The sequence below is a fragment of the Advenella kashmirensis WT001 genome, from assembly GCF_000219915.2.
GTDB lineage: Bacteria > Pseudomonadota > Gammaproteobacteria > Burkholderiales > Burkholderiaceae_B > Advenella > Advenella kashmirensis.
Window position 1 is genome coordinate 3343966 of record NC_017964.1, and the last position, 16859, is coordinate 3360824.

The following is a 16859-nucleotide window of genomic DNA, read 5'->3' on the forward strand; positions in this document are numbered from 1 at the left end:
TGGGACAGTCATGGTAGTCCTTCAATAACGAATTCTTGAATCAAAAACCGTATAAAGCAGATCAACAATCAAATTGATCAGGATATATACGATGGAAAAAAGCAGTATCAGACCCTGGATAACCGGATAGTCGCGAGCAAGCACTGCTTCGACAACCAGCCGTCCCAGGCCCGGCAGATTGAAGACCGATTCGGTGACCACCACGCCGCTGATCAGGGATGCAATGCCGATACCGATGACCGTGACAATGGGTACGGCTGCGTTACGCAAGGCATGTCGCATGAGCACCGATTTTTCTTTCAGGCCTTTGGCGCGTGCAGTGCGAATATAGTCTTCGCCCATGACTTCGATAATGCTGCTGCGCGTGATGCGGGCGATCAAAGCCACATAAATTGCACTTAGCGCCAGGGTGGGCAGAATCAAGCGCTGCGCAAAAGGCAGCAGCCCCGCCGATAGCGGTTTGTAACCCTGTACCGGCAGCCAGTCCAGCTGGATGGCGAAAAAATAGATCAGTAAATAACCAACAACAAAGGTGGGAATCGAAAACCCCAGCACAGACAGGCTCATGATCAGGCGATCCAGCAGTTTGCCTTGTCGCCATGCAGCAATGACACCCAACGGAATGGCAATGATCACGGTCAGCACGATCGTTGACAGCGCAAGCGCCAGGGTTGGCCCCATGCGTCCGGCAATCATCTGCAGCACGGGTGTGCCCGATAACAGCGAAACGCCAAGGTCGCCCTGCAGCAGCGCCCTACCCAGACGACAAATTGCGTATAAATCGGCTGATCCAGGCCCATGGTCTGGCGGATCTGCTCAAGCTGAGCCGCAGTGGCATCGTCTCCTGCAATAATGGCAGCAGGTCGCCTGGTGTGAGCCGAAGAATGGCAAAGATGACTATGGCAACCATCACGATAACCGGCAGTGTAGCCAGAAGCCGACGGGTAATATAGGTAATCATGACTGACTCACTTATCAGATTTTTTCAGATTCCAGAACACGGTGACCGGCGAAGGCAAGACGTCGGACAGCTTGGTACTGTATGCGGCAGGGATCAGAAACTGTCCCAGCGGCGCAACCACGCCTTCATCTATCACCAGCTTTTGCAACTGAGCGGTAATCTTCTTGCGCTCGGCATCATCCTTGGCTCTTGCAAACTCAAGTCGCAGCGATTCAATTTCAGGCACATCCGGCCAGCCGGCCCAGGCTTTTTTGCCGTTTGAAGCAATTGTCGTATTACCAAACGGATCACCGCTAGTGGCCAGAATGCTGTATGTGGAGAAGATATTCCATCCGCCTTCGGCCGGCGATTTCTGATTGCTTTGCTGGGTGGCAACGGTTTGCCAATCCATGGTCTTCATATCAACCTTGAAACCGGCCTTGCGCAAGGCATCGCCGATCACTACCGGTTGCGCAGACAGCATGGCAATATCGGTAGGCTGCAAAATCACAACTGGCGTGCCATCATAATTAGCCTGCTTGAGTAGCGCCTGCGCTTTTTCTATATTGGCCGGCACAACCATCTCTTTGCCATAGTCATTTTCATATGGGTTGCCACATCCGAAAACAGCGGCACACGGCTTGTAGTATTCTGGGTTGCCAACCAGCGCCTTAAGAACATTTTCCTGTCCTACCGCATACATCGCGGCCTGGCGGATTAACCGGTTATTGAATGGCGCATGCAAATGATTGAACCGGAAGTACGTCCAGGCGCCCAGCTTGTCCAGCACCTCAACCTTGATATTTTCCTGATCCTGAACCAGGGGCAGCAGATCAAAAGGCACTTGCTGAATGAAGTCAATTTCGTCATTCATCAATGCATTGATGGGTGTCATCTGGTCCGGCATGGCGACCCATTGCACGCGGTCAACATTGACCACCTTGCCGCCGGCCGTCCAGCTGGCCGGTTCGCTGCGCGGCACATAGTCATTATTGCGTTCGTATACGACCCGCAGCCCAGGCCTGAACTCGGACTGGACAAATTTGAACGGCCCGGACCCAATGTATTCGGTAATTGGCTTGGAAGCCGGGGTTTGCGCAATGCGTTTGGGCATCATGAACGCAGGACGCGAACTGAGCTTGCCCAGACCCGATAGCAATAATGTGGTGGGCTCCTTCAGGCTGATCTCAAACACCTTGCTATCGATCACTTTGATATCGGCGACCATGGTCATCAATACCTGGCCGGTAGAGTCCTTTTCGGCCCAGCGCTTGATAGAGGCGACACAGTCCTCTGAAGTAACCGGTGCGCCGTCGTGCCATTTAAGGCCCTCGCGCAAGGTAAAGGTGTAGGTCTTGCCATCGGCAGATGTCTTCCAGTCTGCCATCTGCGGCTGGATCTTGAAGCTGGAGTCAGTCCCCAGCAATGTGTCGTAAATCATATAGCCGTGGTCGCGAGTCATGAATGCGGTACTGACGACCGGATCCATGACGCGCAATCCTGATTGCATCACTGCAGTGACGGTTTGCGCCTGAACGGCAGGCACGCACGACAAGGCGGCAGCCAGTGCCATTCCCAGTGCCATATTCCTCAAAGCGGTCAATTGCTTGGCCTTATACATCATGGTAGTTCTCCTGTACTCGATATAAGGGGCTGGCGCACTTGACGTATGGTCAACTGTAGCCAGTACACGTGCTACTGCATCCTGCATTAAGGAGCGAAAAGATTGTCGGCAATCGCTGTGGGAACACCGGAGAGCCGATCGGCAAGCAAGGCAGCGCTGCCAGCGGCAAGCGTAAAGCCAAGCGCGCCCTGGCCTGCGTTGATCCAGAGGTTTCGCAGTGGCGTCTGGCCAATCAAGGGTTTGCTATCCGGGCGAGCAGGACGCAACCCGGCCCATGGCACGGGTTCGCCGGCCGGATGCAACGCCGGCAAATAATCCTCGACTGCCTGTTTGAGACTGGCGATACGCCTGGGGTGAACTGTGTCCGAACGATCGCCAATGTCCACCATGCCGGCAACGCGCAAGCGATTACCCAACCGCGCGTATACCACTTTTTTATGCACGTCGCTGACACTGACGCAGGGTGCCTCGCTTTGTGCAGTCAGTTCGTAAGTAAGGCTGTATCCCTTGAGAGGATAGATATGGGGATTGAAACCCGCCTGACGGGCCAGTGCCTGCGCGCCAATGCCATTGGCAATGACATAGCCGTCGGCCGTCATATCGCCAGCCTGCGTCTGCAACCCCGTAACGCGACCTTTTTCCTGATCCAGGCGCATGACAGGCGTGTTATAGAGAAATTCAACTTTCTGCGGTCCCTGGTGCAGTATCCTTTCGAGTTCACGACACAGCGTCAGGCAATCGCCGGCGTCTTCACTACGGGTGAAAATGCCGCCGGCAATCCGCGCTCCAATGCCGCGCAATGCTGGCTCCAGTTCCAGGCAACCCTCGCGATCCAGCGCGACTTGCGTCGAACCCAACGCTGCCTGATAGTCCATCTGTTTTCTGGCGACAGCATAAGAACCGGCATCCTGATACACCAGCAGCTTTCCGGAACTGCTGAAATCAAACGACAACATTTCATCTGCAATCAGCTGGTGCACCATTTGCCTGCTATACAAACCCAACGTTAGCAGTTCAGCGGTTGTCTGCCGGCTTTTTTCAGTGCGACAGGCGGCCAGAAACGCCAATGCCCAGCGCCATTGCTGCGGATCTGCACGCAACCGCAATGACAAGGGTGATTGGGAACTAAGCAGCCACGCAGCAATTTGGGTAGAACCGCGGGCTCGGCCAGCGGCGCGACGAAGCTGTAACTCAGTTGGGCGCCGTTGGCCTTGCTGGTCATCTGCCCAGGACCTGCGCAGGCATCCACCACCGTGACCTGATATCCCTTCTTTGCCAGATAATAGGCGCTGGTCATGCCGATAATGCCCGCGCCAATCACAATGATATGCATGCTGGCCCCCACATCATTGGCTTGGCATTGCGCGCTCACGCAATTGATCAATCGTTGCCGAAGCCGATATATATTGCAAACTGGTGTGCACCGAAATTACGGCAGGCCCCCCTGCCGCGAGCGCAGTGCACAACGCCGCATCAATCTGTGAACTGTCATCAACGCGAATACCCAGTGCGCCAAAATCGCGCGCCACTGCGGCAAAATCCGGATTGCGAAGATTCGTTGCGCTCACCCGTTCTGGAAAATGCTTTTCCTGATGCATGCGGATCGTGCCATAGGCGCTGTTGTCCGAAATCACCAATATCGGACGCGCGCCGTACTGGATGGCCGTGGCCAGTTCGTTGCCTGTCATCAGAAACCCGCCGTCGCCGACAAAACAAACGACCTGCCGGTCCGGATAACGCAAACTGGCCGCAACGGCAGCCGGCACCCCGTATCCCATGGCGCCTGAAGAAGGCGCGATCATTTGCCTGCCACCGCCGAAACGAAGCAGACGCTGGACCCATCCGCCAAAATTGCCGGCGTCAATCGTAATAATGGCGTCAGCGGCCAGCAAACGATCGGCCGCTTGCACCACACTCGAAAACACAACACCATCTTCTGCATCTGCGGGCCCGTCCCAGTCTGTCAACGATTGCGCCACCTGATGCAGTTGCCTGCTCCATTCCTGATGGTCGGGATCGATTGCCGCCGGAGCGAAGTCGCACAAATCTACAAGAAAAGCGGCAGGATCGGCCACCAGCCCCAGGTCCGTTCGGCGCAACGCGCCCAATGCACTGGCGTCCGGCCAGACATGAATCAATGGCTGCAGTGGCTGTGGCGCAGCAGGAAAACGATAGCCTTGCGTCGTCACGTCCCCCAGACGGGTACCTACAGCGATGACCAGATCGGCCCGGGAAACCGCCTGCGCCAACGCTGCCGGCGCGCCATAGGCCAGGTGTCCGGCAAACAGCGGATGATCATTGGCAAGCAGATCGGCATGCCGGACCGCTGTTGCTACCGGTACCCCAAACGCCTCGGCCATGCACTGCAACGCTGTCTGTCCTGCTTCGTTCTTAAGCAGGCCGCCGGCAATAATCAGCGGCCGACGCGCCTGTTCGATCATGCGGGCGACACGCTTGAGCGACTGGTCCGACGCCCCTGCTGCCGGCAAAGGAAGACAATACGCTCTTTCGGTGTCGACCATGTCTTCAAGCATATCCTCTGGCAACGCCACCACAACCGGCCCCGGTGTGCCGCTACACGCATAATGAAACGCCGTGGCAACGCACTCGGCCAGCCGCTGTGCATCATTGACCTCAATAACCCATTTGGCCATGCTGCCGAACACCTGTCCGTAATCCAGCTCCTGAAAGGCTTGCATATGACGGTGTGCCCGTTCGACCTGGCCAATGAAAAGCACCAGCGGCACGGCATCCTGCTGTGCCGTGTGCACGGCAATCGCCGCGTTCATTGCACCCGGCCCGCGGCTGACCAGCGCGACCCCTGGTCTCCCGGTAAGACGCGCATCAGCCGCTGCCATGAAACCGGCGCCCCCCTCATGACGACAGGTCACCACGTCAATCCCGGCATGATCCGAGAGCGCATCCAGCGCACTCAGATAGCTTTCTCCGGGTACGCAAAAGACGCGCTCTACTTCATGCGCACTTAAGGCTTCGATCAATACATCCGCTGCTCTTCGCTTCATTGTCTGCTTCCGTCAAAATATCCGTCGCCTTGATCCGCTCAAGATCGGCCAATGCCTGTGTTCGCAGGTTTTCAGGAAAACCCGCATCAATGATCTGCTCCAGCGCCGCATAAAGCCGCTGCCAGCCTGCATTCGTGCGTAACGACACTCCCAGAAAATGGCTTTCGGTTCTGGATCGCAACATCATATACAGCACCCCCGCCAGCATGATGCTGACCACTGCGGCACGTCCAGCTCCTGCGTTAACCCGTCTACCCGATCAATGAACGACCTTGCCGCCTTCTCACGACGCTGTGCCAATTGTTCGGTGACCTCGTTCTGTTCAATCAATTCCCAGCGCCGGATCTCCCTCAGACTCTCACTGCCTGCGAGCGCTTCGATCTGCGCATGCAACATCGACAAAATCAGGGCGGCAGGTGTCTGCTGGCTGGATTCTTCAACCCTGATCAGCCCGCGCGTGCTGTCCAGAAATCCTGTTCCTGCATCCACGCAAGCAACAATCCCGGCATACCGTCAAAATAGCGATAGATAAGCTCTTTGCTCACGCCCGCCCGCTTGGCTACAGCGTTAACGCCTACGCCCACCATCCCCGTTGCATTGATCTGTTCCTCCAGCGCATTCAAAAGCTTTCTCTCGGTGTTTTCACGACGCGACATGCATAGCCTTTCTCATGACGACCATAGCCGAGACGGGGTCCAGGCTGCGAACCACAAGGCCATCCTGTACCTGCGCGATCAGCTCGCTGACCACGTGCCCGACCAGGCGAGCGGCCTGCCAGACCGGCGTACCAAGATAAACCGCAGTGAAACGGCCAGACATGCTCTCCACTTGCGTAGCTGCCGTTTCAATCAGGGCTATTTCCCCGTCGGCATTCAGCTGAATTCGGTCGCTTTGCGCCGTTCGCAATGCCACACTCTGCGCCAGTGACAAAAACTGATATGCACTGGCATCACCGCCCAGGCAGTCCCACGCCAGACTGCCCACAGCATCTGCCGTATCAGGCATAAAATAAATCGAGTTGTGCAGTATGGCCAGGCACCTGTCCCCTTCACTGCGGTAAAAGCTGCCAAGATCCGCTCTTGAGGCGACTCGCTGGCTATTGCCCAAGCCGATACGCCCCTGGGCATCAACGGCGATGAGTCCGGCATCACTTTGCCCATTGGCATGCAAAACGGCATCCACCGCATGCTGTGGCATTTCTCCGCTTGCCAGGCGCCGCAACACGGCACGATTCAAGGCTCGCCATCACTTCCCGCCCGATTAGGCAGGCGATGACCGGATACCAGCCCGATGCCATCAAAGCCGGGCAAAAACTGCTGCAGCGGCTCCGGCCTGTCGGGCCCGCTGGAAATGGCTGCAGCGCGTGTGGCCTGCAGCCATTCGTCCGGAATGGCCAGGTTTGTGGCTCCACCCCTCTGGGTCACGCAGTGACATACTTTGCCATCGTGCAACATGACTGCAAATACGGCAAAGCCGCCAATGGCGCCCCTGCCCAGCAATTGGGCCGCAAGCACCGCTGCACGTACTGATTCTCCCGCATTGGCGCCGCTGGCGGCTATTCCAATTGTCATAAAAAATCCATTGCAAAGTTTATTGAACGACAAAACAGATGCGTTATGCCAAATGTGACCGGGTGGTCATATTTAAATGCTAACACCATGGCGTTCGAAATCACAAGCGTAATTTTCTAGGGAATACCCGAATTAAATATGTCAGCCAGGACGCATTCGAACTTAACCAGAAAAGAAAGACCCAAGCAGGTTCCCCTGGCATTGAACGCACCAATATGCCTGTAGCAACCGTGAACTGCGGCACTGTTTTTTCATGGATGCAGCTGCGAAGCCACGGTGCTTCACAGCGACCACAATAGCCTGTAAATGATGTCTATTTACGTCAATATGACGCTAAAGCCTTGCACCATCACCAAATGCCGGTTGTAATTGACCGATCAAGCACATGCAAAGGTCCGGCCAATGTTACAGCGCATCGTTTTTGTTTTCTTGCTCTTTGTCTCTGCCCCTGCGCTTGCTGCGTGCGATAGCCCCGTCAAGTTCGCCGCACTGACCTGGGAAAGCGGTCAATTTACCAGCGCGGTATTACGCCTGATCGCAGAACACGGCTACCAGTGCAAGACTACAGAGGTGCCCGGCTCGGGTCCTGCTCAGGAAAATGCCTTGTCGCAAAATGACATTCAGGTGATTGGTGAAGTGTGGGTCGGGCGCTCCGAAGTGATGAACAAGGCGCTGCAGGAGAACAAGGCCGCCATGGTGGGCGACACGCTCAAAGGCGGAGCCCAGCAAGGTTGGTACGTGCCTGATTATGTCTGGGAGCAAAATCCGCAACTTCGTTCCTACAAGGATCTGGAGCGCTTTTCAGACTTGTTTCGGGATTCAGCCAGCGGTCCAAGGCCACGCTTCATGAACTGTCCGTCGGGCTGGACATGTGAGATATTCAATACCCGCCTGCTGCGCACGACTGGCCTGGATAAGACATTCGATAATGTTCACCCCGGTACGGGCGCGGCACTGGATGCGGAAATTTCGTCGGCTTATGAGCAGAAAAAACCCCTGCTCTTTTATTACTGGCAGCCAACGGGATTGATGGCCAAATACACCTTCAAGGCGCTGCAATTTCCGGAAAATGAATCGGAATGCTGGAGCAGCCTGCTGGAAAAAGACGGCGACAAAAACTGCGTCACGGGCTTTCCGGTATCGAAGCTGTCGATTGCCGTATCCACACCGTTCAAGGAGCAGCATCCTGATCTGATGCAGTTCTTTGAAAAAATCCAGTTCACTCCCGATCAATTGAATGGCGCCATTTTGCAGATGACCGAAAGCAAACGCGATGGCGCCCGACAGGCAGAACAATTCATCAAGGAACATCCGGAAGTCTGGCAGGAATGGGTCAGCCCCGAAGCGGCATCACGGCTGCAGGCATGGACTGGACAAACAGCAGAGGTCAGCAGCATCTTCCCGGACTGGTCCATTCAGGACAAGCTCAATAGCGGTCTCAAGTCTGTGGTGGGCACCTATGGCGAATCGTTTCGGCAGGTTAGTGGATTTCTTACCCGCTATTTGCTAAGTCCGACGGTGCAGGCGCTTGCCGCGATTCCGGCATGGCTGTTGATTGTCCTCACTGCTGCGTTGGCCTGGCATAGCACACGCTCAATTATTTTCGCGGTGGCGTGCGCCATCGGACTGTACGTGATTGGCGCCTTCGGCTTGTGGGCGGCCTTGCTGCAAACGCTGGCGCTGTTAATTTGCGCAGTTATTATTACAGTGGTCATTGGAATACCCATAGGCATTTTCGTGGCGGCTCGTCCGCGCTTCTATCGTGTGCTGCAACCGGTGCTGGATGTCATGCAGACGATGCCAAGCTTTGTCTATCTTATTCCTGTGCTAATGCTTTTTGGCCTGGGCAATGTGCCCGCGCTTTTCGCAACAGTGATTTACGCCATCGCGCCGCTTATCCGGCTGACCGCACTGGGCATTTTGCAAATCAGTCGCGAAATGCATGAAACCGGAACGGCATTTGGCACAAACCGCTGGCAAATGCTGCGCTGGGTCATTCTGCCGCTGGCCAAACCCAGCATCATGGCGGGCATCAACCAGGCGGTCATGATGTCGCTCTCGATGGTTGTGCTGGCCTCCATGATCGGCGCACCGGGTCTGGGTGAGCGGGTACTGGAAGCGGTGCAGACACTGAACGTCGGCCAGGGTGTACAGGCCGGCAGCGCAATCGTCATTCTGGCGGTGATCATTGACCGCATCACCCAGCCTACGGCAACCGCAGGAGAACACGATGAATACAGAGGCCATTGACACGACTGCAGGCATAGTCCCGACCGGCGCCGGCAGCCCGGCAAGAGACGAACATTTCATTCGTCTGCAGAATATCAACAAGGTGTTTGGCGAGCGCCATGGCAAGGCTATGAAATTGCTGCATCAGGCTCGGACAACGAAGCGATTACCGCTGAAACCGGCTGTCATGTGGCGTTGAGAAATATCAACCTGGATATTCCTTCCAATGGCATTTACTGCATCATGGGGTTATCGGGCTCTGGTAAATCCACCTTGCTGCGGCATATCAATCGGCTGATTGATCCGGACACCGGTACGGTTCAAATCCAGGATGTAGACGTGACCGCTTTGTCGATTCCCGATCTGCAGAAGTTTCGCCAGAAGCGCATCGCCATGGTCTTTCAGCACTTTGGCCTATTGCCGCATTTTACCGTGCAGCAGAATGCCGAATTTGCTCTGCGCGTGCGCGGTGTACCCAAGCGTGAGCGTGCCGAACAGGCGCGCTACTGGCTTAACGAAATGGAACTGTCAGGCTACGAGGCGCATTATTACGATGAGCTCTCCGGCGGCATGCGACAGCGGGTCGGCCTGGCGCGTGCACTGGCGGCCGGCACCGATATCCTGCTAATGGACGAACCCTTTTCAGCACTTGATCCGCTGATCCGGCGCAAGCTGCAGACATTGCTGCTGAACTTGCAGGACAGGCTGAACAAGACAATTGTGTTTATTACCCATGATGTGGAGGAAGCCCGGACACTGGGTGGTACGGTTGCGCTGCTCAATCAGGGCAGCCTGATTCAACAAGGCAGCCTGGAGCAAATGACGGCCAACCCGGCAGATGACTATGTGGCCAGCTTTTTGACTTCGTCGGCCGAGGCATCATGAGCGCGTCCAGAGATTTTCTGGAGTATGTGCTGGATCTCCTCGCGCCGCTGGGGCCGATCACCACACGCAGAATGTTCGGCAGTGTCGGACTATATCTTGACGGACGAATGTTCGCCATCGTCAGCGGTGAGGACCGATTCTATGTCAAGTCCGATAATCAGACCCAGGGGCAGTTCGACGAAGCAGACTGTCCTGCACTGACCTATACCACGACAAAACCCAACGGGGAAAGCAAGACAGTCGCGCTTTCGTTTCGTGCCCCGCCCGAATCAGTCCTGGATGATCGTCAACAAATGCTGGACTGGGCGCAGCTTGGCTTGGAAGCAGCTGCACGTGTACCGGAAAAGAAACAACGCGCACGCTCAGGCGGCTCGCCTACCAGTGCATACCGACATCGCAAATGACGGCAAGACCTCAGGCCTGCGCTGCTCAGGACAGATCGCAGCCCCGAACAGCGCACCACGCTAAATGCAATTTAATACAGCACTTCCGGCAACCAGAGACCGATTTTAGGGAAGACATACAATAGAATCAGCGCCAGTATCTGTATGCCCATGAAAGGCAACATACCCATGAATATCTGGCTCAGCGTCACATGCGAGGGCGCAACGCCCTTCAGATAAAATGCAGACATAGCTACGGGCGGTGAAAGAAATGCGGTTTGCAAATTGAGCGCCACCAGAATACCGAAAAACAGCGGATCAATATTGTAATGAGCGAGCAAAGGCAGGAATATCGGCATGAAAATAACGATAATTTCTGTCCACTCCAGCGGCCAGCCCAGCAAAAAAATCACAATCTGCGCCAGTATCATGAACTCCAGTGGCGTCAGGTCCATGGACACGACCCAGGTGTTGATAATTTCCTGTCCGCCCAACAAGGCAAAGGCGGCAGAAAAAATACTGGAGCCGACAAAAAGCCAACATACCATGGCACTGGTTTTTGCCGCCAGATACACAGACTCCTTGAGCATTGGCATATTCAGGCGTCGATAGCACAGGGCCAGCAAGATACCGCCGAAGGCCCCCATGGCCGCAGCCTCGGACGGTGTAGCAAAACCGAACACGATACTGCCCAGCACCGCCAGAATCATAATGGCTAGCGGGAAAAACGACGCCAGCAGCATTTTGAAAATTTCCAGCCGGGCAAAGGTGAACCAAGCGTAGAACGCAATCATCAACGCCAGCCCGACAGCAAACACAATCCAGAAGGTCGGCGATACGCCTGGCACGTCGGCCTCTGGCGCGGTTGACGTGCCAGTTGCATTCTGTTCAGGCTGCGGCGGCGCTGCGCCCGGGGGCTCTGCAACCGTACCCGGTGGCTCGGAAACGCCAGCCGACGGTTCTGCCAACGAAGCGCCAGGCGGCTCGGCAAGTGAGCCCGGGGGCTCGGCCAGTCCCGAGCCTGGGGGCTCCTGCAAAGAACCGGCATACTGCACTGTTGACGGCGCATTGAGCGAGCCCATTTCCGCCAACACGCTGACCTGTTGCTTGGACGGCATTGAAAGGTTGTAGCTAAGGGCGATCACGCAGGCGAACATGAGGGCCGGAATCAGGGTGATGAACAGTTGCTTGAGTATCACCGAGGCAGCAATACCGCTGTTGCGTTCGCCCTTCAGGGCGCGCACCAAGCCGGGGAGCGCCTTGTTGCTGATGCGGTTTTTGATGTTGGCAGCAAACTCAGGCAAGGCAATCCGCCGCTCTTCTTCAGGCAGGGGCGCGCCCACGCAGGTTTTATCTTTGCCACCAGGACAATATACAACACGTACATGCCTGCAAGCATCAGACCCGGAAAGAATGCCGCCGCATATAATTTGACAACCGATACACCCGCCACGGCGCCATACACAATCAACAAAACCGAAGGCGGAATCATAATCCCCAGGCAACCGCCTGCGGTAATCACACCGGCCGATAGTTTGACGTCATAGCCTGCCTTGAGCATCGCGGGTAACGCCAGCAGGCCCATCAGCGTGACCACGGCCCCGACGATACCCGTGGCTGTCGCAAACACAGCACAGGTAATCACCGTTGCCACCGCCAGCGATCCAGGAATCCTGGCCATGACCAGATGCAGGCTTTTGAACAATTTCTCGATCAGGTTGGCGCGCTCTACCAGATAGCCCATAAAGATGAACAGCGGAACGGCAATCAATACGTCATTTGTCATGACGGCGTAAGTGCGCAACACCATCAGATCCAGGGTCTGTTCTATGGCAAGCTTGGGCCCCATTGCGCGATAGGCAAACAGCGTGAAAATGACGCCCATACCCATCAGTGTGAACGCGGTGGGAAAACCAAGCATGATGGTGACCACAATCAACGCCAGCATCAACAGGCCCAGATGGCCATTGGTAATATCGGCCGGAGCTGGCATGAAAATAACCAGGGCCCCCACAATCGCAATCAGAATACTAATACCGAACCAGGCCTCTTTTCTCATGCTTTATCCCCTTTTCTTGCGATGTACTGGTCGGCTTCCTGAATATCAGCATCGGTCACGTTGACCATATCTTTCAGTTTATCAACGTCGACTTCTTCAACGTCAATTTCTCGGGAGGGCCAGTCGCCGTCACGCAGGCACTGCACGCAACGCACAACCTCGACAATGCCCTGCATGATCAGTGCAAAGCCGGCAATGGGGATGATTGCCTTGAATGGATAAATAGGCGGGCCATCTGCAGTAATGGTCGAATGTTCATTAATGGCAAAAGACTCGGATGCATAGTTATATCCGGCCCACACCAGCGCAATGACCCCGGGAAAGAAAAACAGGATATATAGGATAAGATCAAGCAGTGCCTGCACGCGAGGCGGAAAGAAACCGTAGAGTACATCACCGCGTACGTGTCCGTCCTTGCCCAATGTATAGGCACCCGCCATCATGAATAAGGCGCCATACAACATATTCATTACATCAAACGACCAGGCGTGCGGGTTTTTGAAGACGTAACGGGAAAAAACTTCGTAAGTGACAAACAGCGTGAGAATCAGCGCGCACCAGCCGAACAGCTGTCCGATCCAGGTATTGACCTGATCAATACGGTGGAGAACTCTTTTCATTAACAAACTCCTGGGACAGAGCAATAAACAATCCCTTGCGCCGAATGCGAGTCGTCATCCGGTCATAGCGACCTGCACGTCGACGCGACAGGAACCGGCGCCGGCATGCATTGCCGGCGCCATCCGGGCGCCTAGCCCGCAGCCTTCTTCACAAAATAATGGTTGTAGGCCATACGACGATTGTTATTGGTATCCATGTCCCAGGCTACCGCCCGCTCAGCGAACTTGCGTTGCGACTGTTCAATTTCCTTGAACAAGGCATTGTTTTCCGCTTTCTTGGTAATGATGTCGTCCCAGGTGGTCAATTGCTGTTGCAGGATGGCGTCCGGTGTCTTGTAGAATTTGACGTTGTCCTCTGTTTTGAGCTTGATATAGTCCTGGGAATAACGGTCAATCGCTTTCCATGACATATCGGCCGAGGCCGCTTCAACCGCATTCTGAATAATCGCCTTCATTTTGTCTGGCAGGCTGTTGTACTTGTCTTTGTTGAAGGTAATTTCAAATGTCTCGGAAGATTGGTGAAAGCTTTGCAGCATGCACACTTTGGAGACATCCGGGAATCCCAGCAAGCGGTCTGACGATGCATTATTGAACTCGGCGCCATCGAGCAGGCCGCGATCCAGCGCCGGTACGATTTCGCCACCGGGCAACGCGTTCACAGCTGCACCCATGGCGGTAAACAAATCAATGGCCAGACCATTGGTGCGAAATTTCACACCTTTCAGATCCTCTGCCTTCGCAATAGGTTTCTTGAACCAGCCCAGCGCCTGCGTTGGCATGGGACCGCTCAGAAAGGATACGACATTGCCGCCGATGGAGTCGTACAGTTTGACCAGCAGCTCCTTGCCACCACCGTATTTGTGCCAAGCCAGCAGCATATTGGCGTCCATGCCAAATGCCGGTCCCGACGAAAAAAGAGCCAGCGCGTTCTGCTTGCCGTAGCTGTAACCCAATACACCATGCCCACCGTCCAGCGTACCTTTGGATACGGCATCGAGCAAGGCAAAAGCCGGCACCACGGCACCCGCAGGGAGCACTTCAATAGTGAGCTCACCACCGGTCATGTCATTGACTTTTTTCGCAAAATCGTTGGCATACTCGTGGAAAATATCGACAGTTGGCCAGGTACTCTGAAAACGAAACTTGATCGGTGTCTGTGCACTGACAATAGCTGGAAATCCCATCCCCACCGCAGCGACCGAGCCGGCGGCCGCTCCTCCCAGAAACTTGCGACGTGATGATTTTGGTGTTGCTGTCTGACGTTTTTTTGCGATGCGAGTTGTCATAATTGTCTCCTTTGTACCTGTAATCTAATCATTGTTTATCATTTTTCATACATGTTACAAACTGCGACTGCAATGAAGTTTATACGCACAGATTCCGGTGTTGTCAAGAACATTCAGACATGTGTAAGTGCAGTTGTAATTTGCTAACTTTCGATGTAGGCCAATGGCGTTGGCTCAGCACCTGCATGATCCTTCCCTGGTGGGCGCCACAAGGCCACCCTGGCGGCCCGGCAAGGCAATTACAACTGCAATATATACAGGAAAACCCCCATGCCCCCGCACCGCGTCTGGACAATTGCGCAATGCTGTCAAATAATCAACATCAGGCGTTTTTCCGTCCATTTTATTTTCACTGATTCTTTCCTATGCCTGCACAACAATACCTGTTTGACGTTGCCCTTATCGGTGGCGGAATAATCGGCTCGGCCACCGCCTACCATCTTTTACAACAGGAGCCACAACTGTCGGTTTGCGTTATTGAACCAGACCCCGGTTACGAGCTGGCCTCGGCCTTGCGCTCCTCAGGCGGCTGTCGCGTGCAGTTCACCAGCGCCGAAAACATCGCCATGTCGCTGTACAGCATTGATTTCATCAGAAATTTTGAGCATACGATGGCCACCGCACAACATCCGGCGCCAGTCGATTGGGTCGAGGGTGGCTACCTTTTTGTCGTGCCGCCCGAAGACACCAAAAACCTTGAGAGAAACGCCCGCTTCCAGCAATCCCAGGGTTGCATGCTGGACCTGCTATCGCCAGTAGAGTTAAAAGACCGATTCCCGGCCATGTACGTGGACGATCTGGGTGCAGGCGTGCATACGCCCCAAGATGGCTGGTGCGACCCGTATGGATTGCTTTGGGGCTTCCGTCGCAAAGCCATAGAACTTGGCGCGCAATACATTGCCGACCGGGTTGTAGCGGCCGATCACGATGCAATCAAGGCAAAGTCGGTCACCTTGAGCACCGGGCAGGTGATTCGCGCCGCATCGTTTGTCAATGCTACCGGCGCCTGGTCCGGCGATGTCGCCCGATTATTCAATATGTCATTGCCGATAGCGCCGGTGCGGCGCTTTGAGCATTACTTCACGCCGGGCAGTCACGTGGGCACTTTACCTTATGTCAAGGATACGGCCCGGCTGGCCTTCCGTTCCGAGGGACAGGGCTATTCCGGCGGATTGGTCGATGGGGATGTGCCGCGTGGCTATAATTTCGAAGTTGATCACCATAACTTCGAAGATGTGGTCTGGCCGGCAGTCGCCCATCGCTTTCCGGCCTTTGAGGCGGCCCGTTGCCACCGCAGCTGGGCCGGGCTGTATGAAGTAAACGAATTGGACGGTAACCCGGTGATCGGCGCATGGAACTCGCGCCTGCCTAATCTTTATACCGTAGCGGGTTTTTCAGGGCATGGCATGATGCACGCGCCTGCGGCTGGTCGCGGCATTGCGGAGCTGATCGTTCACGGCCGGTTCCAGACTATTGATTTGTCTCGCCTTGGCTATGAAAGGTAGAGCAACACAAACCCTATCCTGAACAGGGTATTCTCTGAAGGCGACAAAACGATCGTAGTGTTCAGTTTACACTAGCCCTTTATGGCAAGGAAACACATCATGCCCTGGCGTGAATTATGCGTCCAACCCAGCGGGCACTACCGCCCGCTCACGACAATTTCATCGCCGATCGCATAAAACTGACCGCCGGCGATATAGTGCAGCGTACGCAATGCAGGGTCGGCGCTGGCGAACTCCCAATGCCCATTGCGGAAAACGCGGCTGTCGGCCCAGGCGCCAATGATTTCGGCAATAAAAAGGTCATAGTGCGCCTGATTGTGCGGCTCCGGAATCAGCCTGCAGGCCAGCCAGGCTGCGCATCCCACCACAAAAGGCAGATCAAATCCATCCATGCGAAACAGCTTCGTGCCAGCGGCTTGCAACTTGCCGGGTTCATCATTCAGACCATGGTTTCCCACATAGTGAGTCATCTGCGCCTGTGCAACTGTGGGTATCTGTACGACAAATGTACCGGCATTCTCGACGAGCCTGCGTGTACACGTACTTTTATCGAGCACGACGGTCAGCTTCGGAGGCGAAAAATCAAGACCACAAGCCCATGCTGCAGCCATGACATCCTCCACGCCGTCATGGGCGGCAGACACCAGGATCGTGGGGCCGTGATTGATCAGCCGATAGGATTTTTCCAAGGGAACGGGTTCGATATACTGATTCATAATGCATCCTGCGAATAA

The 16859-nt window shown here is 55.2% G+C and carries 14 protein-coding genes and 4 pseudogenes; 5 read left to right on the forward strand and 13 right to left on the reverse strand.

Annotated elements, in window-relative coordinates; genetic code table 11:
- Positions 1–21: 21 nt before the first annotated feature.
- The 9 genes and pseudogenes from TKWG_RS15715 to TKWG_RS27540 form a co-directional block, all read right to left on the reverse strand.
- Positions 22–961 (reverse strand): annotated as a pseudogene (locus TKWG_RS15715) (ABC transporter permease).
- A gap of 7 nt (positions 962–968) precedes the next feature.
- Entirely contained in the window at positions 969–2564 is a 1596-nt protein-coding gene (locus TKWG_RS15720) for an ABC transporter substrate-binding protein (protein ID WP_014751777.1), read from the reverse strand.
- 86 nt (positions 2565–2650) lie between these two features.
- Positions 2651–3897, reverse strand: a pseudogene (locus TKWG_RS15725) (D-amino acid dehydrogenase).
- Between the two features lie 13 nt (positions 3898–3910).
- A complete protein-coding gene (locus tag TKWG_RS15730; protein WP_041709581.1) occupies positions 3911–5587 on the reverse strand; it encodes a thiamine pyrophosphate-dependent enzyme in 1677 nt (558 codons plus the stop codon).
- On the reverse strand, positions 5538–5774 hold the full coding sequence (locus TKWG_RS26630; RefSeq protein ID WP_322786556.1) for a hypothetical protein: 237 nt from the start codon (positions 5772–5774) through the stop codon (positions 5538–5540). Before TKWG_RS26630 ends, TKWG_RS15730 begins: the two co-directional genes overlap by 50 nt.
- Positions 5771–6076, reverse strand: coding sequence for a hypothetical protein (locus tag TKWG_RS26635; RefSeq protein WP_322786557.1), 306 nt, complete (start codon positions 6074–6076; stop codon positions 5771–5773). Before TKWG_RS26635 ends, TKWG_RS26630 begins: the two co-directional genes overlap by 4 nt.
- A complete protein-coding gene (locus tag TKWG_RS26640; protein ID WP_322786558.1) occupies positions 6034–6243 on the reverse strand; it encodes a TetR/AcrR family transcriptional regulator in 210 nt (69 codons plus the stop codon). The genes TKWG_RS26635 and TKWG_RS26640 overlap by 43 nt, the downstream gene beginning before the upstream one ends.
- Positions 6230–6592 (reverse strand): DUF7259 domain-containing protein, encoded by a 363-nt coding sequence (locus tag TKWG_RS27535; protein ID WP_456047816.1) that lies wholly within the window; start codon positions 6590–6592, stop codon positions 6230–6232. The genes TKWG_RS26640 and TKWG_RS27535 overlap by 14 nt, the downstream gene beginning before the upstream one ends.
- A pseudogene (locus TKWG_RS27540) lies at positions 6587–7158 on the reverse strand (DUF6963 family protein); the annotation flags it as partial. The gene TKWG_RS27535 and the pseudogene TKWG_RS27540, both read right to left, overlap by 6 nt.
- 402 nt (positions 7159–7560) lie before the next feature.
- Between TKWG_RS27540 and TKWG_RS25260 the strand changes: the two are divergent.
- From TKWG_RS25260 to TKWG_RS15755, 4 genes are read left to right on the forward strand one after another with little or no spacing between them, the layout of a single operon-like run.
- Entirely contained in the window at positions 7561–9408 is a 1848-nt protein-coding gene (locus TKWG_RS25260; RefSeq protein WP_014751783.1) for a glycine betaine ABC transporter substrate-binding protein, read from the forward strand.
- Positions 9389–9586, forward strand: a complete 198-nt coding sequence (locus TKWG_RS25265; protein ID WP_014751784.1) for a hypothetical protein — start codon at positions 9389–9391, stop codon at positions 9584–9586. Before TKWG_RS25260 ends, TKWG_RS25265 begins: the two co-directional genes overlap by 20 nt.
- Complete coding sequence (locus tag TKWG_RS15750; RefSeq protein WP_014751785.1) at positions 9577–10272, forward strand: ATP-binding cassette domain-containing protein; 696 nt, start codon at positions 9577–9579, stop codon at positions 10270–10272. The genes TKWG_RS25265 and TKWG_RS15750 overlap by 10 nt, the downstream gene beginning before the upstream one ends.
- Entirely contained in the window at positions 10269–10676 is a 408-nt protein-coding gene (locus TKWG_RS15755) for a TfoX/Sxy family protein (RefSeq protein WP_014751786.1), read from the forward strand. The genes TKWG_RS15750 and TKWG_RS15755 overlap by 4 nt, the downstream gene beginning before the upstream one ends.
- A gap of 71 nt (positions 10677–10747) precedes the next feature.
- Here TKWG_RS15755 and TKWG_RS15760 read toward each other — a convergent pair.
- The 3 genes and pseudogenes from TKWG_RS15760 to TKWG_RS15770 form a co-directional block, all read right to left on the reverse strand.
- Positions 10748–12714: pseudogene (locus TKWG_RS15760) on the reverse strand (TRAP transporter large permease subunit).
- Positions 12711–13334, reverse strand: coding sequence for a TRAP transporter small permease subunit (locus tag TKWG_RS15765; protein WP_014751787.1), 624 nt, complete (start codon positions 13332–13334; stop codon positions 12711–12713). The pseudogene TKWG_RS15760 and the gene TKWG_RS15765 overlap by 4 nt, the downstream one beginning before the upstream one ends.
- Before the next feature lie 131 nt (positions 13335–13465).
- The gene (locus TKWG_RS15770) at positions 13466–14620 is read right to left on the reverse strand and encodes a TRAP transporter substrate-binding protein (protein ID WP_014751788.1); all 1155 of its coding nucleotides are present in this window, start codon (positions 14618–14620) and stop codon (positions 13466–13468) included.
- Between the two features lie 365 nt (positions 14621–14985).
- Here TKWG_RS15770 and TKWG_RS15775 point away from each other — a divergent pair, with 365 nt between their 5' ends.
- Complete coding sequence (locus tag TKWG_RS15775) at positions 14986–16125, forward strand: NAD(P)/FAD-dependent oxidoreductase (RefSeq protein WP_014751789.1); 1140 nt, start codon at positions 14986–14988, stop codon at positions 16123–16125.
- 137 nt (positions 16126–16262) lie between these two features.
- Here the strand turns inward: TKWG_RS15775 and TKWG_RS15780 are convergent, their stop codons facing one another.
- A complete protein-coding gene (locus TKWG_RS15780) occupies positions 16263–16841 on the reverse strand; it encodes a flavin reductase family protein (protein ID WP_014751790.1) in 579 nt (192 codons plus the stop codon).
- Between the last annotated feature and the right edge of the window lie 18 nt (positions 16842–16859).

Excerpts from the sequence above, each read along its gene's own strand:
- TKWG_RS26640 (WP_322786558.1), bottom strand. The coding sequence starts at position 6,243 with ATGTCGCGTCGTGAAAACACCGAGAGAAAGCTTTTGAATGCGCTGGAG.
- TKWG_RS15720 (WP_014751777.1), bottom strand. The coding sequence starts at position 2,564 with ATGATGTATAAGGCCAAGCAATTGACCGCTTTGAGGAATATGGCACTG.
- TKWG_RS15730 (WP_041709581.1), bottom strand. The coding sequence starts at position 5,587 with ATGAAGCGAAGAGCAGCGGATGTATTGATCGAAGCCTTAAGTGCGCAT.
- TKWG_RS15780 (WP_014751790.1), bottom strand. The coding sequence starts at position 16,841 with ATGAATCAGTATATCGAACCCGTTCCCTTGGAAAAATCCTATCGGCTG.
- TKWG_RS26630 (WP_322786556.1), bottom strand. The coding sequence starts at position 5,774 with ATGATGTTGCGATCCAGAACCGAAAGCCATTTTCTGGGAGTGTCGTTA.
- TKWG_RS25265 (WP_014751784.1), top strand. The coding sequence starts at position 9,389 with ATGAATACAGAGGCCATTGACACGACTGCAGGCATAGTCCCGACCGGC.
- TKWG_RS15775 (WP_014751789.1), top strand. The coding sequence starts at position 14,986 with ATGCCTGCACAACAATACCTGTTTGACGTTGCCCTTATCGGTGGCGGA.
- TKWG_RS15755 (WP_014751786.1), top strand. The coding sequence starts at position 10,269 with ATGAGCGCGTCCAGAGATTTTCTGGAGTATGTGCTGGATCTCCTCGCG.
- TKWG_RS15770 (WP_014751788.1), bottom strand. The coding sequence starts at position 14,620 with ATGACAACTCGCATCGCAAAAAAACGTCAGACAGCAACACCAAAATCA.
- TKWG_RS15765 (WP_014751787.1), bottom strand. The coding sequence starts at position 13,334 with ATGAAAAGAGTTCTCCACCGTATTGATCAGGTCAATACCTGGATCGGA.
- TKWG_RS25260 (WP_014751783.1), top strand. The coding sequence starts at position 7,561 with ATGTTACAGCGCATCGTTTTTGTTTTCTTGCTCTTTGTCTCTGCCCCT.
- TKWG_RS27535 (WP_456047816.1), bottom strand. The coding sequence starts at position 6,592 with ATGCCTGATACGGCAGATGCTGTGGGCAGTCTGGCGTGGGACTGCCTG.